This is a genomic window from Streptomyces bullii (genome assembly GCF_042657145.1).
GTDB classification, from domain to species: domain Bacteria; phylum Actinomycetota; class Actinomycetes; order Streptomycetales; family Streptomycetaceae; genus Streptomyces; species Streptomyces bullii.
The window spans coordinates 287,124-311,074 of record NZ_JBHSNY010000003.1 but is presented as its reverse complement, the minus strand read 5'-3'; the positions used below and the strand labels follow the sequence as shown (position 1 = coordinate 311,074).

20 protein-coding genes and 2 tRNA genes are annotated in these 23,951 nt (G+C 70.1%); 7 read left to right on the top strand and 15 right to left on the bottom strand.

What is annotated here, in order from left to right; all coding sequences use genetic code 11:
• Positions 1–46 precede the first annotated feature (46 nt).
• A complete protein-coding gene (gene pknB, locus ACFPZJ_RS09325) occupies positions 47–2,062 on the top strand; it encodes a Stk1 family PASTA domain-containing Ser/Thr kinase (RefSeq protein WP_381019462.1) in 2,016 nt (671 codons plus the stop codon).
• Between the two features lie 76 nt (positions 2,063–2,138).
• Here pknB and ACFPZJ_RS09320 read toward each other — a convergent pair whose 3' ends face one another.
• Genes ACFPZJ_RS09320 through ACFPZJ_RS09295 form a run of 6 tightly spaced genes read right to left on the bottom strand, consistent with a single transcriptional unit; the run spans position 2,139 to position 6,379 of the window.
• A complete protein-coding gene (locus tag ACFPZJ_RS09320) occupies positions 2,139–2,900 on the bottom strand; it encodes a class E sortase (RefSeq protein WP_381019460.1) in 762 nt (253 codons plus the stop codon).
• 13 nt (positions 2,901–2,913) lie between these two features.
• Complete coding sequence (locus tag ACFPZJ_RS09315) at positions 2,914–4,044, bottom strand: class E sortase (RefSeq protein WP_381019458.1); 1,131 nt, start codon at positions 4,042–4,044, stop codon at positions 2,914–2,916.
• Complete coding sequence (locus ACFPZJ_RS09310) at positions 4,041–4,679, bottom strand: aminodeoxychorismate/anthranilate synthase component II (protein ID WP_381019456.1); 639 nt, start codon at positions 4,677–4,679, stop codon at positions 4,041–4,043. Before ACFPZJ_RS09310 ends, ACFPZJ_RS09315 begins: the two co-directional genes overlap by 4 nt.
• Entirely contained in the window at positions 4,676–4,837 is a 162-nt protein-coding gene (locus ACFPZJ_RS09305) for a hypothetical protein (protein WP_381019454.1), read from the bottom strand. The genes ACFPZJ_RS09310 and ACFPZJ_RS09305 overlap by 4 nt, the downstream gene beginning before the upstream one ends.
• Positions 4,838–4,889: 52 nt before the next feature.
• Positions 4,890–5,573 (bottom strand): class E sortase, encoded by a 684-nt coding sequence (locus ACFPZJ_RS09300; protein WP_381020142.1) that lies wholly within the window; start codon positions 5,571–5,573, stop codon positions 4,890–4,892.
• A 26-nt stretch (positions 5,574–5,599) separates the two neighbouring features.
• Entirely contained in the window at positions 5,600–6,379 is a 780-nt protein-coding gene (locus tag ACFPZJ_RS09295; protein ID WP_381019452.1) for a DUF881 domain-containing protein, read from the bottom strand.
• A 142-nt stretch (positions 6,380–6,521) separates the two neighbouring features.
• Between ACFPZJ_RS09295 and crgA the strand changes: the two genes are divergently transcribed.
• Complete coding sequence (gene crgA / locus ACFPZJ_RS09290; protein WP_381019450.1) at positions 6,522–6,776, top strand: cell division protein CrgA; 255 nt, start codon at positions 6,522–6,524, stop codon at positions 6,774–6,776.
• A 235-nt stretch (positions 6,777–7,011) separates the two neighbouring features.
• Here the strand turns inward: crgA and ACFPZJ_RS09285 are convergent, their stop codons facing one another.
• Together ACFPZJ_RS09285 and ACFPZJ_RS09280 are read right to left on the bottom strand one after the other, a co-directional pair.
• Positions 7,012–7,899 carry a rhomboid family intramembrane serine protease gene (locus tag ACFPZJ_RS09285; RefSeq protein WP_381019449.1) on the bottom strand — a complete coding sequence of 296 codons (888 nt, stop codon included), beginning with the start codon at positions 7,897–7,899 and terminating at the stop codon, positions 7,012–7,014.
• A gap of 122 nt (positions 7,900–8,021) precedes the next feature.
• On the bottom strand, positions 8,022–8,555 hold the full coding sequence (locus ACFPZJ_RS09280) for a peptidylprolyl isomerase (RefSeq protein WP_381019447.1): 534 nt from the start codon (positions 8,553–8,555) through the stop codon (positions 8,022–8,024).
• 376 nt (positions 8,556–8,931) lie between these two features.
• Between ACFPZJ_RS09280 and ACFPZJ_RS09275 the strand changes: the two genes are divergently transcribed.
• Positions 8,932–9,633 carry a DUF5324 family protein gene (locus ACFPZJ_RS09275; RefSeq protein WP_381019445.1) on the top strand — a complete coding sequence of 234 codons (702 nt, stop codon included), beginning with the start codon at positions 8,932–8,934 and terminating at the stop codon, positions 9,631–9,633.
• 645 nt (positions 9,634–10,278) lie between these two features.
• A complete protein-coding gene (locus ACFPZJ_RS09270) occupies positions 10,279–13,281 on the top strand; it encodes a glycine--tRNA ligase (RefSeq protein WP_381019444.1) in 3,003 nt (1,000 codons plus the stop codon).
• 773 nt (positions 13,282–14,054) lie between these two features.
• Here the strand turns inward: ACFPZJ_RS09270 and ACFPZJ_RS09265 are convergent.
• Positions 14,055–14,127 (bottom strand) — tRNA-Ala (locus ACFPZJ_RS09265).
• Positions 14,128–14,306: 179 nt separating this feature from the next.
• Here ACFPZJ_RS09265 and ACFPZJ_RS09260 point away from each other — a divergent pair.
• Both ACFPZJ_RS09260 and ACFPZJ_RS09255 read left to right on the top strand, forming a co-directional pair.
• A complete protein-coding gene (locus tag ACFPZJ_RS09260) occupies positions 14,307–14,855 on the top strand; it encodes a helix-turn-helix domain-containing protein (RefSeq protein WP_381019442.1) in 549 nt (182 codons plus the stop codon).
• A 195-nt stretch (positions 14,856–15,050) separates the two neighbouring features.
• On the top strand, positions 15,051–16,835 hold the full coding sequence (locus ACFPZJ_RS09255) for a protein kinase domain-containing protein (RefSeq protein ID WP_381019440.1): 1,785 nt from the start codon (positions 15,051–15,053) through the stop codon (positions 16,833–16,835).
• A 46-nt stretch (positions 16,836–16,881) separates the two neighbouring features.
• On the opposite strand, the gene ACFPZJ_RS09250 is transcribed toward ACFPZJ_RS09255, so the two are convergent.
• Together ACFPZJ_RS09250 and ACFPZJ_RS09245 are read right to left on the bottom strand one after the other, a co-directional pair.
• The gene (locus ACFPZJ_RS09250) at positions 16,882–18,129 is read right to left on the bottom strand and encodes a hypothetical protein (RefSeq protein ID WP_381019438.1); all 1,248 of its coding nucleotides are present in this window, start codon (positions 18,127–18,129) and stop codon (positions 16,882–16,884) included.
• Positions 18,130–18,627: 498 nt separating this feature from the next.
• Complete coding sequence (locus tag ACFPZJ_RS09245; protein ID WP_003999697.1) at positions 18,628–18,756, bottom strand: DLW-39 family protein; 129 nt, start codon at positions 18,754–18,756, stop codon at positions 18,628–18,630.
• Between the two features lie 338 nt (positions 18,757–19,094).
• Here ACFPZJ_RS09245 and ACFPZJ_RS09240 point away from each other — a divergent pair, with 338 nt between their 5' ends.
• Positions 19,095–19,475, top strand: coding sequence for a DUF6344 domain-containing protein (locus ACFPZJ_RS09240; RefSeq protein ID WP_381019436.1), 381 nt, complete (start codon positions 19,095–19,097; stop codon positions 19,473–19,475).
• A 317-nt stretch (positions 19,476–19,792) separates the two neighbouring features.
• On the opposite strand, the gene ACFPZJ_RS09235 is transcribed toward ACFPZJ_RS09240, so the two are convergent.
• The 4 genes from ACFPZJ_RS09235 to gyrA form a co-directional block, all read right to left on the bottom strand.
• Positions 19,793–20,146, bottom strand: coding sequence for a VOC family protein (locus ACFPZJ_RS09235; RefSeq protein ID WP_381020140.1), 354 nt, complete (start codon positions 20,144–20,146; stop codon positions 19,793–19,795).
• Positions 20,147–20,250: 104 nt separating this feature from the next.
• Positions 20,251–20,327: transfer RNA gene (locus ACFPZJ_RS09230), tRNA-Ile, on the bottom strand.
• Between the two features lie 123 nt (positions 20,328–20,450).
• Positions 20,451–21,311 (bottom strand): DUF3566 domain-containing protein, encoded by an 861-nt coding sequence (locus ACFPZJ_RS09225; protein WP_381019434.1) that lies wholly within the window; start codon positions 21,309–21,311, stop codon positions 20,451–20,453.
• An 18-nt stretch (positions 21,312–21,329) separates the two neighbouring features.
• Positions 21,330–23,924, bottom strand: coding sequence for a DNA gyrase subunit A (gene gyrA, locus ACFPZJ_RS09220; protein WP_381019432.1), 2,595 nt, complete (start codon positions 23,922–23,924; stop codon positions 21,330–21,332).
• Positions 23,925–23,951: the final 27 nt, after the last annotated feature.

Here is a 23,951-nt window from a genome sequence, read left to right as displayed (position 1 = left end):
TACAAGCGTGCCGGTCGGGACCGACGGAGAGGGCTGGTAGGTAGCTATGGAAGAGCCGCGTCGCCTCGGCGGCCGGTACGAGCTGGGCCAGGTGCTCGGCCGCGGTGGCATGGCAGAGGTGTATCTCGCCCATGACACCCGCCTCGGCCGCACCGTGGCGGTGAAGACGCTGCGCGCGGACCTCGCGCGCGACCCGTCCTTCCAGGCCCGGTTCCGCCGGGAGGCCCAGTCGGCCGCCTCGCTCAACCATCCCGCGATCGTCGCGGTCTACGACACGGGCGAGGACTACATCGACGGGGTCTCGATCCCGTACATCGTCATGGAGTACGTCGACGGCTCCACCCTCCGTGAGCTTCTTCACAGCGGTCGCAAGCTGCTGCCGGAGCGGGCCATGGAGATGACCATCGGCATCCTCCAGGGTCTGGAGTACGCCCACCGCAACGGCATCGTCCACCGCGACATCAAGCCGGCCAACGTCATGCTGACGCGCAACGGCCAGGTCAAGGTGATGGACTTCGGCATCGCCCGCGCCATGGGCGACTCCGGCATGACGATGACGCAGACCGCGGCGGTCATCGGCACGGCCCAGTACCTCTCGCCGGAGCAGGCGAAGGGCGAACAGGTCGACGCCCGTTCCGACCTGTACTCGACCGGCTGCCTGCTGTACGAGCTGCTGACGGTCCGGCCGCCCTTCGTCGGCGACTCACCGGTGGCGGTCGCGTACCAGCACGTCCGGGAGGAGCCGCAGGCGCCGAGCGTCTTCGACCCGGAGATCACGCCCGAGATGGACGCGATCGTGCTGAAGGCACTGGTCAAGGACCCGGACTACCGGTACCAGTCCGCCGACGAGATGCGCGCCGACATCGAGGCGTGCCTCGACGGCCAGCCCGTCGCGGCCACGGCCGCCATGGGCTCGGTCGGCTACGGCGGTTACCCCGACGACCAGCCGACGACGGCCCTGCGCGCGGACTCCGGCGCGGGCGCGACGTCGATGCTGCCGCCCATGAACCCCGATGACGGCGGTTACGGCTACGACGACCGCCCCGACCGGCGCCGCCAGCAGCGCAAGTCGCGCACCTCGACGATCCTGCTGGTCGTGGCGGGAATCCTGGTGCTCATCGGCGCGATCCTGATCGGGCGGTGGGCGTTCAGCGGCAGCGGCGGCGCGGACAACAACACCGTCCCGACGCCGTCCTTCGTGGGCGAGACCGAGGCCAAGGCCCGCAACCTCGCCAAGAACGCCGACCTGAACGTGCAGGTGGAGAAGAAGCCCTGCGAGGACCAGAGCAAGGGCAAGGTCTGCGACCAGGATCCGGAGCCCGGCACGGACGTCAACAAGGGCGACACCATCAACCTGGTGGTGTCCACCGGGGCGCCGAAGGTGGCGGTCCCGAACGTGATCGGGCAGAGCGTCGACGACGCCAAGTCCAAGCTGGAGGGCGACGACTACCAGTTCTCGGTCGAGACGGAGACCCGCGAGTCCTCCGAGGACCCGGGCACCGTCCTGGAGCAGAACCCGACCTCCGGCAAGGAGGTCGAGAAGGGCTCCACGGTCACCCTGGTCATCGCCAAGGCCGAGGCGAAGTCCACCGTCCCGGACGTCATCGGCAAGTCCTGTGACGAGGCCAAGGCCCAGATGTCGGCCAACGACCTGGTCGGCCAGTGCACCGAGCAGGACACCGACGACCCCAACCAGGTCGGCAAGGTCATCTCGACCACCCCGCAGGCCAACCAGCAGGTCGACAAGAACTCGACGGTGCAGATCGTCATCGGCAAGGCCAAGCAGCAGAAGGCGCAGGTGCCGGAGGTCCGTCTGCGTCCGCTGGCCCAGGCCAGGCAGATCCTGCAGCAGCAGGGATTCACCAACATCCAGGTCTCCGGCCCCACGGACGACAACGCGGTGGTGACCCAGCAGGACCCGCAGCCGGGTACCGAGGTCGACAACCCGGGCGGTCAGACGATCACGCTGACGACGGCCGGCGGCAACGGCGGCGGCAACAACGGCGGCGGCAACAACGGCGGCATCTTCGGAGGTCTCACCGGCCGCAGCGAGGACGACTGACCGGCCTGACAGCTCCTGGTACGCCAGAGCCCCGGCTCCCCTCAGGGGGCCGGGGCTCTGCCGTGAGGTCAGGGTGTCAGCGCAGTTCCTTCGGCGGCGTCCTCTCCTCGTCCACCTTCTCCACCCGCTCCAGTTCGCCCCACACGATGTAGCGGTACCGGCTCGTGTACACCGGCGTGCACGTGGTGAGCGTGATGTAGTGGCCGGCCTTCTTCCTGCCGGACTCCTTCGGGACCTGGGAGAGCACCTGGACGTTGTACTTCGAGGTTTCGGGAAGGATGCCGTAGACCTTGTAGACGTACCACTCGTCCTTCGTCTCGAAGACGATCGGGTCGCCCTTCCTGATCTTGTCGATGTTGTGGAACTTGGCGCCGTGGCCGTCCCGGTGCGCGGCCAGCGAGAAGTTCCCCTTCTTGCCCGACGTCGGCAGGGTCGCCTTGACGGGGTCGGTGTAGTAGCCGGCGACGCCGTCGTTGAGGACCTTCATCGAGGTGCCCTTCTCGACGAGGATCTCGTCCTTGCTCATCGCGGGCACGTGCAGGAAGCCGATGCCGTCCTTGCTGTCGAAGGTGACGGGGCCGCCGCCGTCGGACTCGTGGGTCCAGTGGTCACGGACCTTGTCGGCCTGCTGGTCCGCCGCGCGGTCCGCGACGACGTTCGTCCACCACAGCGAGTAGACGACGAACAGGCCGAGGACCAGGCCCCCGGTGATGAGGAGTTCCCCGAAGAAGCTGACGGCCGTCGCGATCCGGCCCATTCTGCGGCGGCGCGCCGCGGGCGGCCGTGACCCGGGCGCGTCGGTGTGCTCTGTGTGGTCCGTGTCGGTGGTCGCTGCCACGTTTCATCTGCCCTTAACTGACGAGCGCATCCGGCTTGCCCTTGCTGCGCGGCCGTTCCTCGACCATCTTGCCCCAGACGATCAACCGGTACTTGCTGGTGAACTCCGGCGTGCACGTCGTGAGTGTGATGTAGCGGCCGGGAGCGGTGAAGCCCGAGCCCTTCGGGATCGGTTCGAGGACGCTCACGTTGCTCGGCGACGTCACCGGCAGCATCGACGCCATCTTGTAGACGAAGTACTTGTCCTGCGTCTCGACGACGATCGGGTCGCCCGGCTGGAGCCGGTTGATGTACCGGAACGGCTCACCGTGCGTGTTGCGGTGGCCCGCGAGCCCGAAGTTGCCCGTCCGGGCGTCCGGCATCGCCGTCTTCAGCGCGCCGTCGGCGTAGTGGCCGACCATGCCCCGGTCGAGGACCTTCGTGTTGCTGGTGCCCTCGGCGATCGGCACGACCACGTCCAGCTTCGGGATGTGCAGGATGGCGAAGCCCTGCCCCGGCTCGAAGACGCCCGGGTTCCGTCTGCCGCTCGCCCAGTCGTCCTGGAGGCTGCTGGTCTCCTTGTCGGCCTGCGCGTGCGCCCGGACGTTGGTCCACCACAGCTGGTAACTGACGAACAGCAGCATCAGCACGCCGGTGGTGATGAACACCTCGCCGATCGCGCGGCTGGCGACGACGGCCGGGCCCGGCCTGCGTGCCCGGGCCTGCCGACGCGCCTCCACGCGCGACAGCGGCCGCTGCGGCTCCTCCTGCCGCGCCTCCGGTGCCTCCCGCGCCGACGACCCTGCGGTGCCGCCACGCCGCCCGTGACGCCGTTTGGCGGCCTTCCTGCGGGCCGCCCGGCCACCGGGGGCGGGCCCGCCGTGCGCGGCGGAGCCGGCCGACAGCGACGGCGGCGGATCCGGTATCCGCAGCGCCACCGTCTCCTCGTCGACGGGGCCGCCCGGGGCGACCGGGGGCTCGTACGCCGTGTCGTACGGCGTCTCAGGGGGCGTCTGCACCGGCTGCCGGCCGTACGACTGCCCGGGGGCCGCCTCGTACGTGCCGCTGCCCGTCGTCCCCCAGTCCTCGAACGCGCCCTGCGCCCCGTACGGCTCCTGCTGCCCGTACGAGGTGCCGGACTCGCGCTCGGGGCGCAGCGCCGTCACGCCGTGGCCCTGCCCACCACCGGGGCGAGGCCCGCCGACCGCGCCACGGCACCCTGGTCGCCACATTCCACCAGCCAGTTGGCCAGCATCCGGTGGCCGTGCTCGGTCAGCACCGACTCGGGGTGGAACTGCACGCCCTCGACGGGCAGTTCACGGTGCCTGAGGCCCATGATGATGCCGTCGTGCGTCCGGGCCGTGACCTCCAGCTCGGCCGGTACGGTCGCCGGCTCGGCGGCCAGGGAGTGGTAGCGGGTCGCGGTGAAGGGGGAGGGCAGGCCCGCGAAGACGCCCTTGCCCTCGTGCTCGACCAGCGAGGTCTTGCCGTGCAGCAGTTCCGGCGCCCGGTCCACGACACCGCCGTACGCCACCTGCATCGACTGCATGCCGAGGCACACGCCGAAGACGGGGACGCCGGTCGTGGCGCAGTGGCGGACCATGTCGACGCAGACGCCGGCCTCCTCGGGGGTGCCCGGTCCCGGGGACAGCAGCACGCCGTCGAAACCGTCCTGGGCGTGCGCGGTCGACACCTCGTCGTTGCGCAGCACCTCGCAGTCGGCGCCCAGCTGGTACAGGTACTGGACCAGGTTGAAGACGAAGCTGTCGTAGTTGTCGACGACGAGAATGCGCGCGCTCACTGGTTGTCCACCGTCACATCGTTGAAGGGCAGCAGCGGCTCGGCCCAGGGGAAGACGTACTGGAAGAGGATGTAGACCACGGCGAGGATCAGCACGAGTGAGATGAGCGCCTTCACCCATCCGTTCCCCGGCAGATGCCGCCAGATCCAGCTGTACATGCCGTCCCTTCCGTCGTACCACGGCACCCGACTCACGCCGTACGTCACCAGACTAACGGCGTAACGCCTTCGGTTTCCCGGCCTCCACGGGCTGGGTCGAGTCCAGATGCGCCCAGACGATCAGCCGGTGACTGTGCCCCCATTCCGGTTCGCATGTGGTCAGCGTCAGATAGCGGCCCGGGCGCGTATACCCCGACTTACGTGGCACAGGGTCGATCACCTCGATGTCCGAGGGCACGGTTTTGTACGGGCCTTGGTCGATCCGATACGTGAACCACGTCGTGCCGTCGGTCAGGACCACCGCGTCTCCCCGCCTGAGCCGGGGAAAGTCCTTGAAGGGGTCGCCGTGGGTACGCCGGTGGCCGGCCACCGCGAAGTTGCCCTTCTGCCCGAGCTGCGCGGTGTCGGCGTAGTGGCCGAGCCCCTTCTTCAGGGTGGCGGTGGAGGTGCCTTCCAGGACGGGCTTGTTCCACGTGAAACCAAGACGCGGAATGTGCATGATCGCGAAAGGTCTGCCGCGTGCGTAGGGCGCGGGCTGCGGCGGACTCGCGGGGGCGGCTGCTCCTGGGGGCCGTGCACTCTGCTCCGCCCATCGCCGGTGGAGCTGGTCGATCTGGTCGTCCATGACGTCGTCGGCCCGCACACCGGTCCAGAACAGCACGTGGACGACGAAGAGCACGATCACCGTCCCGGCGGTGACGCACAGTTCGCTGACGGTCCTGACGATCACGCGCAGCGACACGGCGCCCCCCCCGGCGGCAGCTACTCCACAGGCTTCGCGTAGTGCAGGTCCACTGTGCCCGAGTAGCCGGGCAGAGTCACCGTTCCGTCGTCCTCGACCTGCCAGCCGAGCCCGTAGACATTGACGTACACCATGTAGTTCTGGATCGCCGGCGAGGCCGCGAGCGCCTTCTTCAGCTTCTCCGGCTCGCCCACCGCCGTGATCTTGTACGGCGGTGAATAGACGCGGCCCTGCAGGATCAGCGTGTTGCCCACGCAGCGCACCGCGCTGGTGGAGATCAGCCGCTGGTCCATGACCTTGATGCCCTTCGCGCCGCCCTGCCACAGGGCGTTCACCACGGCCTGGAGGTCCTGCTGGTGGATGACGAGGTAGTCGGGCTGCGGCTCCGGGTAGCCCGGGAGCTTGGCGGTGGCGTCGGGCGGGGCGTCGTTGAGCGTGACCGTGATCGCCTCGCCCGTCAGCTTCTGTGTGCCCGCGCGCTTCTCCAGGGCCGCGAGCTTGTCGTCCTCCGCCTTGGTGCTGCCGTCGTCCCGCTCGGCGAGCGTCTCGATGTCCTCGCGCAGCGCCGCGTTGGACTCCTCCAGCTCGCCGTTCTCCTGGCTGCGCTCGTGGATGAGGTCGGACAGCTTCAGCAGGGAGCTGTCCGTACGGATGTCGGTGCCCTTGGCCGTGTTGAAGCTGGTGAGGAAAAGGAGGCCCGCGAGAGCGAAGACACCTGCGGTGAGCAAGCGCACGGGGCGGAAACGGCGTGGGCGGGCAGGGGTGGAACCCGTCCCGGGGGAGTCGGCAGAATTGCTCAACGTACCCTTATCTCCTTCGGCGCCGCGGAAGCACTACGCTAACGGACGCCCGGGGGAGCACTAAGAGTCCCCTTGTACGCTGCCCCGAGCCCGACCCCAGTTCCCTGCGCGGCCACGCAGCGCATCGACAGGAGAGACCCTCGTGCCGAAGTCACGTATCCGCAAGAAGGCCGACTACACGCCGCCCCCGGCGAAGCAGGCAACCGCGCTGAAGCTGACCAGCCGCAGCTGGGTCGCGCCCGTCATGCTGGCCCTGTTCCTCATCGGCCTGGCATGGATCGTCGTGTTCTACGTCACCGACGGCTCGCTGCCCATCGACGCCCTGGGCAACTGGAACATCGTGGTGGGCTTCGGCTTCATCGCCGCCGGATTCGGTGTCTCGACGCAGTGGAAGTAGCTCTGCCCAGGGCTGTTCGCTGAGTTATCCACAGCCGTTTTCCACATGGGGAAAAGAAACGACGATCTGTGGATAACCTGTCGGACGTTGACGCCGGTATGACTGAACGACCGGCATCCGAAAGCATGTTCGCCCCCTGCGCTGACCTGCGGAAACGCGGTCCGGCGACAGGGGGCACAGCTGTTCCCGCACGGTATGCACAAGATCCGCCACACGCTGTGGACAACAGTGGCGCTCAGGTGAGCTGCGCCGTCCTCAACAGGGTCATGAGGACGACCGCTGCCAGGACCAGCGCGCAGACGCCGTACTGGATCAGCGCCCTCCGCTCGCGCGGGGCGTGGACCATGGCATAGCCGATGACGACGCCGGCGACGAGGCCGCCGATGTGGGCCTGCCACGCGATGCTGCTCCACCCGAAGGTGATGATCAGGTTGATCACCAGCAGGGCGATGATCGGCCGTAGGTCGTAGTTGCGGCGGCGCATCAGAACACCGGTCGCGCCGAACAGGCCGAAGATGGCACCGGAGGCGCCGAGCGATGCGGTGCCGGGCGCGGCCAGGAGATAGGTCAGCGCACTGCCAGCCAGTCCCGAGACGAAGTAGAGCGCCAGGTAGCGGGCCCGGCCGAGCGCCTCTTCCAGGGGACCGCCGAGCCACCAGAGGCTGAGCATGTTGAAGGCGATGTGCCAGATGGCCTCGTGCGTGAACATCGCGGTGACCAGGCGGTACCACTCGCCCTCGGCGACGCCCAGGGTGGGGCCGAACGGCCCCGGCGGCCACGCGCCGACCAGGACGAGGTGGTTAAGGAGCGACGGCCAGGCCTGCACGGCGACGAACACCGCGAGGTTGATCCCGAGCAGGATCTTGGTGACCAGATGGGGGTCGGCCGCGATGGTGCCGCCGGCGAGGGTGCGGGGCCGCGACGCGCCGGGCGCGTGTCCGGTGCCGGAGCCGCCGCGCACACAGCTGGGGCACTGGAAGCCGACGGAGGCGTTGACCATGCACTCGGGGCAGATCGGGCGCTCGCAGCGGGTGCAGCGGATGCCCGTCTCGCGGTCCGGGTGGCGGTAGCAGACGGGGACGCTGTGGGCGTCCTGCGGGCTGCCCGCAGCCTGGTCGTCCATGAGATCCCCTAAGTCGTGGTCGAGGGCGCCGGGAGAACGCACCGCCCCGCCCATCCTTACGGATGAGCGGGGCGTTTGGTTCCCTCTGGGGGCTTTCGCGCGCGGCCCTGGCGGGTCGTCGCTCAGCCCTCGCGGGTCTCGATCTCGACCGACTCGATGACCACGTCGTTGAGCGGGCGGTCGGTGCGCGGGTTGGTCTGGGCGCTCGCGATGGTGTCCACGACCTTCTGGCTGGCCGCGTCGGTGACCTCGCCGAAGATGGTGTGCTTGCGGTTCAGCCAGGCCGTCGGGGAGACGGTGATGAAGAACTGCGAGCCGTTGGTGCCCGGGCCGGCGTTGGCCATCGCCAGCAGGTAGGGCTTGTCGAAGCGCAGGTCCGGGTGGAACTCGTCCTCGAACTGGTAGCCGGGACCGCCGGTGCCGTTGCCCAGCGGGTCACCGCCCTGGATCATGAAGCCGCTGATCACCCGGTGGAAGACCGTGCCGTCGTAGAGCTTGTCCGTGGACTTCTGACCGGTCGCCGGGTTGGTCCACTCCCGCTCGCCCTTGGCGAGCTCGACGAAGTTCTTGACCGTGATCGGCGCGTGGTTCGGGAAGAGCCGGACCTCGATGTCGCCGTGGTTGGTCTTCAGGGTGGCGTAGAGCTGCTCAGCCACGATCTGCCTTCCGTTGTCTTTCCGTGACCCCCTGATCCTCGCACGGACCGGCCCCCGCGTCGCCCGACGTCCTTCATCGGCGCTCGTGGGAGGGACCGACGGTTGCAGAAAAACCGGTCGAGTGGCCCCGGGACGGGAGCGCGGAGCGACGATCCGTGGCATTGTCGACGACAAGCTCCCGTTGCCCCGTATTCATCCGCTCTTGTACGTGATCCGCTCTCGATCGGCTTGTGATCGGCGTTTGGCCGGAGATCGCCCGGAGTCACCTTTCGTGACCCGGATGCCCGCCCACACATGCCTGACAGCGTCCCGGCAGGCATGATCCGTAAAAGGGTGGAAAGTCGAAATACCGTACGCCACCGAGGAGGAGGAACCCGTGACCCGCATCGACAGCGTGCGCGCCGCGACTGGTTCGGCGAAGGACAGCGTGCTGCACGCCGCGGAAGTGGTGGCGCCCTACGCCGACACGGCCAAGGACAGGGCCGCGCACTACGCACACGAGGCACGCGTACGGCTAGCGCCCAAGGTGACGCAGGCCGCCGGGCAGGCTCGCGTCCAGTACGGCGCCCATGTGCAGCCGTATCTGGAACAGGCCCGTTCGCATGTGCCGCCGAAGGTCGACCAGGCCGCCCAGGAGGCCGCCGTCCGCGCCCGTAAGGCCGCGCGGCAGGCGGCGGAGTACTCCCGGCCGATGATCGAGCAGGCCGTGACCGCGGCCGGGCCCATGAAGGACGAGGCCGCCGCCCGCAGTGCCGCCGTGCTGGCCGCACTGCGCGGCCAGGTGTCGCCGAAGGAGATCCAGAAGCTGATCCGCAAGCACGAGCGGCGAGCGAGGGCCGGACGGGCCGCGAGGACGCTGGTGATGGTGGGCGTCATCGCGGGGGGCGCCTTCGCCGCCTGGAAGTGGTGGGACAAGCAGGCCAACCCGGACTGGCTGGTGGAGCCGCCCGCGGCGACCGAGGTTCCCGAGTCGGGCCGGCTGGCGTCCGTGGACGGCAGCGGCCAGTCGAGTCTCGACCCCGAGGTCCAGGCGAAGGAGGCCGAGGAGGAGGCCGCCAAGCGCGACGAGCGTCCCTGACGCCCGAAGGCCGCGTTCACGCCCCGGCGCCCGTACGACATCACGGCGGGGCGGGAGACTTGAGGTCTCCCGCCCCGCCGTGATGTTTCACGTGAAACGCTCCTGGCCCGCGGGCGGCCGGATCGCACGTATGGACAGGCCGGCGACCGACGACCTCACGCCGTTGCTCGATCCCCTCAAGGCGCTCGCCAACCCCGTGCGGCTCCATGCTCCAGTGGCTGCGGAACCCCGCGGACCACTTCCCCGTCGACCCGGCCGTCACCGATCCGCGTGCCGTGGGCGTCTGCGTCAGCCACATCCAGGCCAAGACCGGCCTGGCCCAGTCCGCCGTCTCCGCCTACAGGGCCACACTGGAACGCGCGGGCCTGGTGCGCTCCACCCGCGTCGGCCAAGTGGACCCACTACCGCCGCGACGAGGAACGCATCAGCCGGCTGCTCGGCGACCTGGCACGGGGCGTCGGTGCGCTCGACGCCTAGCGCCCCTGGCCTTCTTCCCCCTTCAAAGAGCCCCAGGTCAGGGGTGGTTGACCGTGTGACATCATGACCACCCCTCAGGGGCCTCGGTCCTCGCGGCGGCGTCCGGTCGGCGCCCGGACACGCGACCACCTTGCCGAACCGATCCGGGAAACAGGCGATTCGATCACCATGAAGAGCGGCCAGACGGCGTTGACCATGCAGGACGCCATCCTCACCCTGCAGAAGTACTGGAGCGACAACGGCTGCATGATCACGCAGCCGTTGAACACCGAGGTGGGCGCCGGTACCGCCAACCCGTCCACGGCCCTGCGGGTGATCGGCCCCGAGCCCTGGAGCGTCGCCTACGTGGAACCGAGCGTCCGGCCGGACGACTCGCGCTACGGCGAGAACCCCAACCGGCTCCAGACCCACACCCAGTTCCAGGTGATCCTCAAGCCCGACCCGGGCAACCCGCAGGAGCTGTACCTGGGCAGTCTGCGGGCCCTCGGCGTGGACCTGCGGGCGCACGACGTGCGGTTCGTGGAGGACAACTGGGCCTCCCCCGCGCTCGGCGCCTGGGGTTTGGGATGGGAGGTCTGGCTGGACGGCATGGAGATCACCCAGTTCACCTACTTCCAACAGGTCGGCGGCGTCACGCTCTCCCCGGTGTCGGTGGAGATCACCTACGGCCTCGAACGCATCCTGATGAACCTCCAGGGCGTGTCCCACTTCAAGGACATCGTCTACGCGCCGGGCATCACCTACGGCGAGGTCTTCGGGCAGAACGAGTACGAGATGAGCCGCTACTACCTCGACGACGCCGACGTCGACACCAACCACCGGCTCTTCGAGTCGTACGCGGCCGAGGCACGGCGCCTGCTGGACCTGGAGCTGCCGGTACCGGCCTACCTGTACGTGCTCAAGTGCAGCCACACCTTCAACGTGCTCGACGCGCGCGGCGCGATCAGTACCACGGAGCGCGCCAAGGCGTTCTCCCTGATGCGCGGCCTCACCCACGAGTCGGCCCAGTTGTGGGCGCGGCGCCGCGCGGCCCAGGAGCACCCGCTGGGCGTGGCGGCCGCGCCGGCACCGGCCGTGCGCGCCCCTCTGCCCACGGTGCCGGGTCCCGAGACGCTGCTGTTCGAGATCGGCGTGGAGGAGCTGCCGTACGCCGAGGTCCGCGCCACCGCCGACGCGGTGCGCGAGGCGATCACGGCCAAGCTGGCCGCCACCCGGCTGGGGCACGGGGCGATCACCGCCATGGCCACGCCGCGCCGGGTCGTGGTCACGGTCGAGAACGTGCAGCCGCGTGAACCGGACACCGCCAGGACCGTGCGGGGTCCCAAGGTGGCCGCCGCCTATCGCGACGGCGCCCCCACGCCCGCGTTGCTGGGCTTCGCCCGCGCTCAGGGCGTCGACCCGGCGGACGTGCGGGTCCTCGACGTCGGCGGGGTTGAGTACGTCGCGGTGACCCGTGACGAACCCGGCCGCACGGCCGTCGAGGTGCTCAGCGACCTGCTGGCCGAGGTCGTGTCCGGGATGCGCTCCGCCCGCAACATGCGGTGGAACGACCCGGCGCTGTCGTTCTCCCGTCCGGTCCGCTGGCTGCTCGCCCTGCTCGGCCGTACCCCCCTGCCCGTCGCCGTCTCCGCGCTCGCCTCGGGCGACACCACGCGCGTGCACCGCACCGCACCGGACCCGGTCGTCCAGGTGATGTCGGCCGAGGGCTACGCCCACGTCCTGCGCGCGCACGGGATCCTGCTGGACCGGGAGGCCCGGCACGCCGCCGTGGTGCGCGGCGCCGAGGCGACGGCGGCGGAGGTCGGCGGGCACATCGACGTGGCCGGCGAGGCCGGGCTGATCGACGAGATCACCGACATCGTGGAGTACCCGCACCCGGTGCGGGGCTCCTTCGACGAGCGCTACCTCGAACTGCCCGCGAGCGTGCTGACGACCGTGATGCGCAAGCACCAGCGCTATCTGCCGGTGCTGGACGGCGCCGGCCGTCTGCTGCCGCACTTCGTCACCTTCGCCAACGGCCTGTGCGACGACGACGTGGTGCGCTCGGGCAACGAGGCGGTGCTGCGGGCCCGTTACGAGGACGCCGCCTTCTTCTGGCGGGCCGATCTGAAGGTCTCCCCCGAGGAGTTCCGCCGCCGCCTGGACAAGCTGACGTTCGAGGACCGGCTCGGGACGGTCGCCGACCGCGCCGACCGTATCGCCGCCCTCGCCCTGGACCTGGCCCAACGCGCCGGGCTCGCCGAGGAGCCGGTGGCCACCGTGCGCCGCGCCGGCCGACTGGCCAAGTTCGATCTGGCGTCGCAGATGGTGATCGAGTTCTCCGGCCTGGCCGGGGTGATGGCCGAGGAGTACGCGCGCCGCGCCGGTGAGCCGGCCGAGGTCGCCATTGCCCTGGCCGAGATGGAGCTGCCACGTTCGGCCGGCGGTGCGCTGCCCACCGGTGAGGCGGGCGCCGTGCTTTCGCTCGCCGACCGGTTCGACCTGGTGACGGGCATGTTCGTGATCGGTGCCGTGCCGACGGGCAGCTCCGATCCGTACGGGGTGCGCCGGGCCGCCATCGGTCTGCTCAACGTCCTGCGGAGCGTCCCCGCGATGGCCGGGGTGCGGGTCGGGGACGGGTTGCGCGCGGCGGCCGAACGCTATGCCGCGCAGGGGGTCGAGGTGCCCGACGAGCGGCTCACGGAGGCCGCCGAGCTGATCACCCGCCGCTACGAGCAACAGCTCATGGACGCGGGACACGAGCACCGCCTCGTCCAGGCCGTTCTGGTGTGGGCGGACCGTCCCGCCCACGGCGACCGCACCCTGGCCACGCTGGAGCGGCACGTCGGCACCGAGGAGTTCGACGGGCTGACGACCGCGCTGCAGCGGGTCGTGCGCATCCTCCCCGAGGACACGCCGCGGGGCGACGCGGTGGACCGGTCGGCGCTGACGGCGCCCGCCGAGCTCCGTCTCGCCGAGTGCGCCAAGGACGCCCACCGGGCCCTGCACGGCCGCGAGGACGACCTCGCCGCGCTGATCGAGGTCTGCGCCCCGCTCGTCGCCGCGATCCACACCTTCTTCGACGAGGTCCTGGTGATGGACCCCGACCCCACGGTCCGCGCGGCCCGCCTGGCCCTGCTGGACGACGTGGCCCGGCTGGCCCGCACCACCCTGGACTGGAGCGCACTGTGAGGCGGGCCTGACAGGTGCCGTGAGGCGGCTCGGCACCTCGCCGTCGCCGTGGCGGAGCGCCGGGCCGAGGCCGGCCCGGCACAGGACCTGCACGAGTACGGGCCCATGACGTCAGGGCGGTGGTCGTGCCCGCCGGGACGGCGCGGGTGCCGGCGAAGAAGGACCCTCGGCAGGCGCACCGGCGGGGGAGAGGCGCCAGCGTGCCGTGGAGCCGACCGGGCATCGGGAATGCGCCGCCGATAGCGGTGCGTGGAGGAGAAGAACACGGTTCTGCCTCGCCCGGCGCGCACGCCGCGAGCTCACCGCCCGCGTCGGCGCCGAAGTCCCGTGCCGACTGGGTCAGTTGGTCCGGCGGTCAAGGCAGAAGCGCCCGTCACCCGGGCACCCCTGATCGCCACTGCGCGTGACCGGTCGGCAGGGCCCGCAGGACTTCGCGATGTGGAAGGCGACCATCGAAGGTGACTGTCGTGCGGTGACGGACACCACCGTCCGCACGGTGCCCGACCGGCGCGCGACGGCGGTCCGGTACGGCTCGTCATGGGGAAAGCCCCGTGGGCCAGGCTGAACGGCGCCCGAACCACGCTGGACAGCCCCCGAACGACGGTCGCCGGCCTCCGCAGCCGCGGCGGCCGACCGGTGCACGCCTAGTCACCGCCCGGCCGACGCCACCCTTTGAACCGTCCCGGCCAGTGGAACCTCCGGCTGGTCGCGGCTCCCCCACGAAAAACGCCCCCCGATCCCGCGCTCTCGCAGGTCGGAAGGCATTGATCGAGTGGAGCCTAGGGGAGTCGAACCCCTGACATCTGCCATGCAAAGACAGCGCTCTACCAACTGAGCTAAGGCCCCGGATGGGGAACGTCCGCCAGGAAGAACACATCCCGGCGCGTGCCGGAGACCAGAGTACCGGGTCACCCCCGGGATTCCACAAAAAATGGGGGGTCCCCGTCGCCGACCACGCTCCGTAAGATGCTCGGCGTGGTTCGCTACAGCGAACCACCGTATTGGGGAAGCGATGGGGAGACGCAATGGACGCCGCACAGCAGGAAGCCACCGCAAGAGCGCGGGAACTGCAGCGGAACTGGTACGGGGAGCCGTTGGGGGCGCTCTTCCGTAGGCTCATCGACGATCTTGGTCTCAACCAGGCTCGTCTCGCGGGGGTACTGGGACTGTCGGCACCGATGCTGTCGCAGCTGATGAGCGGCCAGCGGGCGAAGATCGGCAACCCGGCCGTGGTCCAGCGGGTGCAGCTGCTGCAGGACCTCGCCGCCCAGGTCGCGGACGGCAGTGTGAGCGCCGCCGAGGCCACCGAGCGCATGGAGGAGATCAAGAAGTCACAGGGGGGCTCGGTGCTCAGCAACACCACGCAGACGACGAGCAGTTCGGGAGCGCCCACGGTCAAGCGGGTGGTCCGTGAGATCCAGTCGCTGCTGCGCTCGGTGGCGGCCGCGGGCGACATCATCGAGGCCGCGGACACCCTCGCCCCGACCCATCCGGAACTGGCGGAGTTCCTCCGGGTGTACGGTGCCGGCCGTACCTCTGACGCGGTCGCGCACTACCAGTCCCACCAGAGCTGATCCCACCGCCCGGCCGCCGAAGGGGGTTCGGCAGCCGGGCGCCGAGTGAGGCGAGGGGACGGCGCCACCGCACCGAGGGCGGGCACCGGGGGGTGTGCACCGCCGGCGGGGACGGATCGGCGCACGGGGGAGTCGTCTCGCTCGTCGAGGGGGAAGCAAGGGGGGAGACCGCAGGGGGAGGAGCGACGCACGACCATGGGTGAGGTCTTCGCCGGCAGGTACGAACTGGTCGACCCGATCGGACGCGGAGGGGTCGGCGCCGTGTGGCGCGCCTGGGACCACCGCCGGCGCCGCTACGTGGCCGCCAAGGTCCTGCTGCAGAGCGACGCCCACTCCCTGCTCCGCTTCGTCCGCGAACAGGCCCTGCGGATCGACCACCCCCATGTGCTCGCTCCCACCAGCTGGGCCGCCGACGACGACAAGGTCCTGTTCACCATGGACCTGGTCGCCGGGGGCTCGCTGGTCCACCTGGTCGGAGATTACGGTCCCCTGCCGCCCGCCTTCGTCTGCACGCTGCTCGACCAGCTTCTGGCGGGGCTGGCCGCGGTGCACGCCGAAGGGGTCGTGCACCGTGACGTCAAACCCGCCAACGTGCTGCTGGAGGCCACCGGTACGGGTCGGCCGAGACTTCGGCTGTCCGACTTCGGCATCGCCATGCGGCTGGGCGAGCCCCGCCTGACGGAGACCAACCTCGTGGTGGGGACGCCGGGTTACCTCGCGCCCGAGCAACTGATGGGCTCGGAACCGGACTTCCCCGCCGACCTGTTCGCTGTGGGACTGGTCGCGCTGTACCTGCTGGAGGGTGCCAAGCCGGACAGCAAGGCACTCGTGCAGTACTTCGCCGAACTCGGCACACCCGGCGCGCCCAAGGGCATACCCGAACCGCTGTGGCAGGTCGTGGCCACGCTGCTGCAACCGGACCCGCAGGCGCGGTTCCGTACGGCCACCGGGGCACGGAAGGCCCTCGCCGCTGCCGCGGAACTCCTCCCGGAGCCGGGACCCGACGACGAGCTGATCGAGATCTTCGACCAACTCGGCCCACTGCCCTCGGGCTTCGGCCCCGACGGCCCGCTGAAACGGGCGTCGGGCTTGGCTCCGAGGGGCGAGCAGGGCGTTCCCTCTCTGCCCGGCCAGGGTGACCCACGGTCCCGGTCGGGCACCAACACCCCCGGCTCCCGGCCAGGCCCCCACTCCAGCGCCGGCTCGGCGTCCCCCCAGTCCGGGTCGGTGGGCGGGGCCGACCCCGAGACTGGGACTGGGGCAGGGGCAGGGTCGGTAACCGGCAGCGGCTCGGCGCACCCAGGGGCCGGCGCGGGCTCCCCCTCGACGGACTCCCATTCAGGCGTCGTACCGCCGCCCGATCCGCGACGGAACACGCACGGGGCCACGGGCGCCGACAGGAGCGCGGCCACGGACACGGGCACGGGCACGGATCGGGCCGCGTCGGCGACGCCGTCCGCCGCGGTGCAACCGCCCGCCATGTCCGACACGGGCAGTTTCCACCTGCCGCCTCCCCAGACCACGGTCACCTCCACCCCTCAGCCGGCCCCGCAGCCACGCAGACCCCAATCACACCAGCCACATGACGTACATGACGTACATGAGGCCCACGAGGCCCAGGGCCAGGCACGGGCGCAGCCCCACCCAACGGCGCAGCAGCAGCCCGCGTACGTCTCCCCCTACGACCCCACTCACCCGCTGCCCTCCCCACGGCCACAGGGGTCGCACATGCCACCGGCCCCACCGGCGTACCCCGCGCAGGCCCTGACCCCGGCGCCGCAGCAGCGCGCCGACGCCTCTACTGCTTCGTACACCGCCGAGGTCCCGCAGGTTCCAGCTTCTTCGCAGGCAATGCCCCGACACCGCACGAACCGGCGCCGCCGCCGTCGCACCGGCCCTCCGGCCAAGGTGGCGATCCCGATACTCCTCCTGGCGCTCGCCTGCTACGCCGTGGGTTTCTGGGCACTGAGCCGCATCTGAGACGACGCGGTCGGACAGACGTCGGCGTCGGCCGCACAGCATCGCCCTACGAGGAGACCCGGCCCTTCCTCCGAGCGGCCACCGTCCACACCCCGAGGCCCGCCAGCAGGACGCTCCCGGTGCCGATTCCGCCCACCGCGACCGCCTTCATCGCGGTGTCGTCGCCTGCGGACGCCCCTTCGGCCGCCACCGCCCGGCCCCCTTCCGTGACCTGGAAGACGTCCTGCGGAACGGACTCCCCCGCGTACTCGGGCCCGGCTTCCCCCGCACCGCTCACCCGCACCCGCAGCGTCAGCGCGACCGGCGCGTCCCCGAAGCTGTCGGCCACCTTCTCCGCCAGGTGGGCGACGAGGTAGTAGGACCCGGCGAACCGCATCGCGCTGACCCGGCCGACGGCGGTGTAACGGTTGGCGTAGTCGACCGGCGGCAGGGGCGCGAGGCTGTCCGACTTCTGGCGGCCGTTGTAGAAGACGCCCATGTCCTCGACGAGGCCGCGCGCGGGGTTGTGCAGTGCCAGGTCGAGGGCGTGGGGGGCATAGCCTCGTCCGGTGGAGTCGGAACTGCCCAGTTCGGCCGTGACGGAAAGCTGCTGGCCCCAGTCGACCGGCACCTTGTAGAAGAGCGTCTGGCCGGGCCGGATGTCGTCCCGCCAGACGCCCTGCCCGAGGGACACCGCGCGCGAGAATCCCGCACCGCCCGGGCGGCGCACCGCCTCCCCCGCGAGGTGCTGGGGCGAGGCGGAGTTCCACTCCTTGGGCCCGCTCGTCGCGCCGGCCTCGCGCAGACCGGGCTCCGACACGACGGCGAGCTCCACCTCCCAGGCGTCCGCCGACGCACCCTGACCGCCCCGACCGGCACGCTCGACGGACACGTAGTACGTCCCTGCCTCCCGGCAGACGGCCCTGGAAGGGGAGATCTCGCGGGCGGCCCACGCCGTGATCGGATGCGGGCTGCCGGGCGCGCCGAAACTCGCGATGTCGAGGGAACAGGAACGGCCGTCGGCGTTCTCCACGGAGACCCTGATGCCATCCAGGGCGGAGACCGTGGCGCCGGGGGCGGGAACGGCGGTGGCGGAGACGTACGCGTTGGACGTGCTGTCGAGTTCGAGACGGTAGAAGACCTCGCCACTGCCGGGAAGAGAGCTGCGGTAGGCCGCGCCGGGCTTCAGCTCCACCGCCTCCGCGGTGACGTCCGCGCCTTCGATCCGCTCGGCGCCCTCGGCGAAGGCGTACTGCTCCGCTGTTCCGGCGAGCCCTGCCGCTCCCGCCGTCCCGGCCGTTTCCGGCACCGTCACTCGGGCTGCTGACGCCCTTCCGGCCGCTGCTGCATCCGCCCTTGCCGGGAGGGCGTGTGCCGCACCTGCCGGAAGGGCGTGTACCGCAGCTGCTCCCGCCCCTGCCCGGACGGCGTGTACCGCAGCTGCTCCACCCGTCCCTGCCCGGACGGCGTGCGCCGATACGGCGTCCGTCGGCACGGCGTGCACCGGCAGGGCCGCCGCCGAACCCAGCACCAGCGCCACCACCCCAAGGCGCACCAACCGCGGCGGGCGACCTCGCCACGCCGCCGGGCGCTCCCACGCCGTACACCGCCATCCCCGCACGCGCCACTCCTCGTCGGCCGACCGGACCGTGGAACCGTGGCCCATCCTCCCCCGCCGGGCATGCCGCCATCCGTGTCATCCCCGCAATCCGTGGGACCGGCCGAGGCGGCGCGGAGCCCGGTGAGAGGCCCTACACGCACGAAACCCCGACCGCAAGGCGGCCGGGGTCTGCTCAGAATCGGATCTTGGTACTCACGAACCCGTGGGCACGGAGTCAGTCGCCTCCGTCCACAGATCCTGCTCGGCGCGATCCGCCTGGATCTGGCGGTACACGAGGAGCCCGCCGATGGCGGCCAGTGCGACCAGGAGAAGCTTCTTCACCGCGCGACCTCGTCTTTCCTTGACGTAGGGGACCTCTGGCGCCCGACTATACACACCGATCGATATCGATCGGTGACCTGCGTCGGTGGCCAACTCCCGCCCCGGATACCGCGATAGAAGCGGAAGAAACCGATCCGATCGGAGGGTGATCACACCCTGACCGAGGGTGACTTTTGTCCGCCTTCCTCCTGGATCTCCGCCTTTTCCGGCCTCTTGCGTCCATCCGGGTGGTGTTCATCTGAACATCGCCGCGCCACGGGCGTCGGTCCACCACTTCGCGGCCCACATACACATCATGAGGAAAGTACGCAAATCGCCCAACCCGAAAGTGAGGGGCCATGGCCCGCACCAAGGTCATGAAGCTGTGGACCGCAGTCGTCACCGCCTTCCTCGCGCTGTGCACGGCGCTCGGACTCATCACCACGACGGCCGCCGCGGCGACGCCGCAGACCGGGACGACGCGCAACAGCGAGACCAGCGCTCCGCGGCTGACGACGCCGGCGACGTCCCCCTGGTCCTGGTCCCGCGCCAGGGCCCTGCCCCCCACCATGAAGCAGCGCATCCACGCCGAGGCCCACGGCAAGTCCCCCAGCTGCCGGCACCGTCCGCTCGCGGACACGGCCCTGGACCCGGCCCTGGACCCGACCGCCCCGGCCGCCGCCGACCGCCCCGACGGGGCCGAGTCTCCGACGGACCCCTCCACGCGCCTGCAGCGGTAGCCCTCCGGCGCCCCGGGCGCTGACCGTCCGGCCCTGACCCGCTCCTTCAGCTTCCCCGTAGTTCCGGCGAACTTGCGTACAGCACCACGCACGACCCTGAAGGCCCGGCAGCTTCGATGAGCCACCGGGCCTTCGCCCTGTCACGACTCACCCGCACCACGACGCGGAGCCCCAGCAGCCCGTACGCCCCGACCCTGGCAGCGGGAAACCGAAGAGCGGGCGCTTCCCCCCGGGGAAAACGCCCGCTCTCTCGGGTCTTCTTCTGTGGGGCTCACAGGGTCTGCACCCTGTGGCCTCGTCCTTGTCAGGCCGGTCCTTCACTGCTTCCGTTGGCCAAGGACGCAGAACTCGTTGCCTTCGGGGTCTGCCATGACGACCCATGACTGGTCACCCTGGCCGATGTCGACACGCTTCGCGCCAAGAGCCTCCAGACGAGCCACCTCGGCGGCCTGGTCATCGGGCCTGAAGTCGAGATGCAGGCGGCTCTTGGCCTTCTTGCTCTCATCGATCCGGACGAAGTCCAACCCCGGCAGGCGATCCGGCTCCGGGCGGATCTCGAACTCATCATCCGAGGAGTAGACCACCACCCACCCAAGAGCCTCGGCCCACCACTGCCCCAAGGCAACCGGATCCACCGAGTGCACGATCACTTGTTCCCATTCCAAGGTCATCCGCCGAGTGTAGGCCTGCCGGTGCTTCGCAAGCAGGCGCTTTAAGCGCTTGAGGGAGGTCACGCCAAAAACCCCCAACCATGATCGGTTGGGGGTCTTCGTGCTGGTGGGGCTAACAGGATTTGAACCTGTGGCCTCATCCTTATCAGGGATGCGCTCTAACCAACTGAGCTATAGCCCCGCCGCGCTCTGCGGTGGTGTCCCGCGCGCTGACTCCTGAAGATTAGCGCACCAGGTGGGCAGTCCCAAAATCGGATGTCGGGGGACCGTCACCGAGGCCGGAGCCCCGAGCGGGACACCCCCGTCACTCATCCTCCGCCAACGTCAGCTCGACCCCGCCCACGAAGCCCGCCGACAGGTTGTAGATGAACGCTCCGAGCGTGGCGAGGGCCGTCGCCAGGACGACGTCGATGACCGCGATGATCGTGGTGAAGAGCAGAACGTTCGGGAGGGACAGGAACGACTGCAGGTCGAAGCCGTTCGACTCGTTGGAGCCGGTCGCCTCGGAGATCGTGCCGCCGACCGTGGAGAAGACGCCCATCGCGTCCATGACCATCCACAGCACCGCCGCCGCCACGATCGTGCAGATGCCCAGCGCGATGGAGAGCAGGAAGCTGACCTTCATCACCGACCACGGGTCGGCCTTCGCCACGCGCAGGCGGGCCTTGCGGACCCGGGGCGTGGTGCGGGCGCCGGTTCGCGGGCGGCGTACGGCGGCGGGGCCGCCCTGCGCCGGGTAGGCCTGCGGCGGGTGGTACGGCCCCGCCGGCTGCTGCGGCTGCCGTTCGCCCGGCAGCGGCGAGGCAGGGGGCACGGCGGCCTCCTGCTGGGGCGCCGGCTGCGGCTGGGCGCCCGGAGCGGCCGGGCCCGCTCCAGCGGTGGGCGGCTGGGTCCGCGGGCCTCGGGTGTCCGTCACACTTCCCCCTCGGGATCCGTCCTGGGATCCGTACGTCTCAGAAGAGGGCGAGTCCTTCGTGGGCGACTTGATCGCCTTCAGCTGGGTGGTCTGCGGGTCCGTCACCTGCGGGTCCGTCACCTGCGCGCCAGTCGCGCGTGCTTCCGGCGCCCCCGAGTCCGCCGCCCGCGCGGCGGAGCCACGGCCGCCGCCGTTCGTCTCCGTACCCGTCGAGGTACCGGTCGATCCGGCGCCCGTGGCTCCGCTCACGCTGACTCACTCCTCGTGCTACTCGGCCGAGGGCGCCTCACCCTCGTCCGTGCCGGTGGTCGCGGCACCCTCGGCGGTCTCGTCGACGACCACGTCGCCGTCGACCTCCTCCGCCTCGCGTCCCGCCTCGGCGTTGCGTGCGATGCCGACCACGGCATCGCGCTTGCCCAGATTGATCAGTTGGACGCCCATGGTGTCACGGCCCGTCTCCCTGATCTCGTTGACTCGCGTACGAATCACACCGCCTGACAGTGTGATGGCGAGGATCTCGTCGGTCTCCTCGACCACCAGCGCACCGACGAGCGAACCGCGGTCCTCGACGATCTTGGCGGCCTTGATGCCGAGGCCGCCGCGTCCCTGGACGCGGTACTCGTCGACGGCGGTCCGCTTCGCGTACCCACCGTCGGTGGCAGTGAACACGAACGTACCGGGTCGAACAACATTCATCGAGAGCAGCTCGTCGCCCTCGCGGAAACTCATGCCCTTGACACCCGAGGTCGCGCGGCCCATGGGGCGCAGGGTTTCGTCGGATGCGGTGAACCTGATCGACTGTGCCTTCTTGCTGATCAGCAGCAGATCGTCATCGGCCGAGACGAGTTCGGCGCCGATCAGTTCGTCGTCGGAACCGTCCTCCCGCTCGCGCAGGTTGATGGCGATCACACCGCCGGAGCGCGGCGAATCGTAATCCTTCAGAGGCGTCTTCTTGACCAATCCCGCCTTGGTGGCCAGGACCAGGTAGGGCGCCGCCTCGTAGTCGCGGATCGCGAGGATCTCGGCGATGGCCTCGTCCGGCTGGAAGGCGAGCAGGTTCGCCACGTGCTGCCCGCGCGCGTCGCGGCCGGCGTCCGGCAGCTCGTACGCCTTCACGCGGTACACACGGCCCTTGTTGGTGAAGAACAGCAGCCAGTGGTGGGTCGTGGACACGAAGAAGTGGTCGACGATGTCGTCTTCCTTGAGCTTCGTGCCGCGGACGCCCTTGCCGCCGCGCTTCTGGGCCCGGTAGTCGTCGGTCTTGGTGCGCTTGATGTAGCCGCCGCGCGTGACCGTGACGACGATGTCCTCCTCGGCGATCAGGTCCTCCATGGACATGTCGCCGTCGTAGGGCACCAGCATCGTCTTGCGGTCGTCGCCGTACTTCTCGACGATCGCGGCGAGCTCCTCGCTGACGATGCCCCGCTGACGGACGGGGGAGGCCAGGATCTCGTTGTACTCGTCGATCTTCGCCTGGAGTTCGTCGTGCTCCTGGACGATCTTCTGGCGCTCCAGGGCGGCCAGGCGGCGCAGCTGCATCTCGAGGATGGCGTTGGCCTGGATCTCGTCGATCTCCAGCAGGCTCATCAGGCCACCCCGGGCGATCTCGACGGTGTCGCTGCGCCGGATCAGGGCGATGACCTCGTCGATGGCGTCCAGTGCCTTCAGCAGACCGCGCAGGATGTGCGCCCGCTCCTCGGCCTTGCGCAGCCGGAAGCGGGTACGGCGGACGATGACCTCGATCTGGTGGTTCACCCAGTGGCGGATGAAGGCGTCCAGCGACAGCGTGCGCGGCACGCCGTCCACCAGCGCCAGCATGTTGGCGCCGAAGTTCGTCTGCAGGTCGGTGTGCTTGTAGAGGTTGTTCAGGACGACCTTGGCGACCGCGTCGCGCTTGAGCACGATGACCAGGCGCTGGCCCGTACGGGACGACGTCTCGTCACGGACGTCCGCGATGCCGCCGATCTTGCCGTCCTTCACCAGGTCGGCGATCTTCTGCGCGAGGTTGTCCGGGTTGACCTGGTACGGCAGCTCCGTGACCACCAGGCACTGGCGGTTCTGGATCTCCTCGACCTCGACGACGGCGCGCATGGTGATGGAGCCGCGGCCGGTGCGGTACGCCTCCTCGATGCCCTTACGGCCGACCACGAGGGCGCCGGTCGGGAAGTCGGGGCCCTTGATGCGCTCCATGAGCGCGTCCAGCAGCTCCTCGTGCGAGACGTCCGGGTTCTCCAGGTACCACTGGGCGCCGGACGCGACCTCGCGCAGGTTGTGCGGCGGGATGTTGGTCGCCATACCGACCGCGATACCGGCCGAGCCATTGATCAGCAGGTTCGGGAAGCGGGCCGGCAGGACGGTCGGCTCCTGGGAGCGGCCGTCGTAGTTGTCCGTGAAGTCGACGGTCTCCTCGTCGATGTCACGGACCATCTCCATCGACAGCGGCGCCATCTTGCACTCGGTGTAGCGCATGGCCGCCGCCGGGTCGTTGCCCGGAGAGCCGAAGTTGCCGTTGGAGTCCACCAGCGGCATCCGCATCGACCACGGCTGGGCGAGGCGCACCAGGGCGTCGTAGATGGAGGAGTCGCCGTGGGGGTGGTAGTTACCCATGACGTCGCCGACCACGCGCGCGCACTTGTAGAAGCCGCGCTCGGGGCGGTAGCCGCCGTCGTACATGGCGTACAGCACGCGGCGGTGGACGGGCTTGAGACCGTCCCGGACGTCGGGCAGCGCGCGGGACACGATGACGGACATCGCGTAGTCCAGGTACGAGCGCTGCATCTCCGTCTCGAGCCCGACGGGCTCGACACGCATCGCGAGTTCGCCGCCCTCTTCCGGGGTGACGGGGGTGTTCTCGTCGGCCATTGCTGGTGAAGATCCTTCCTGGTGCGG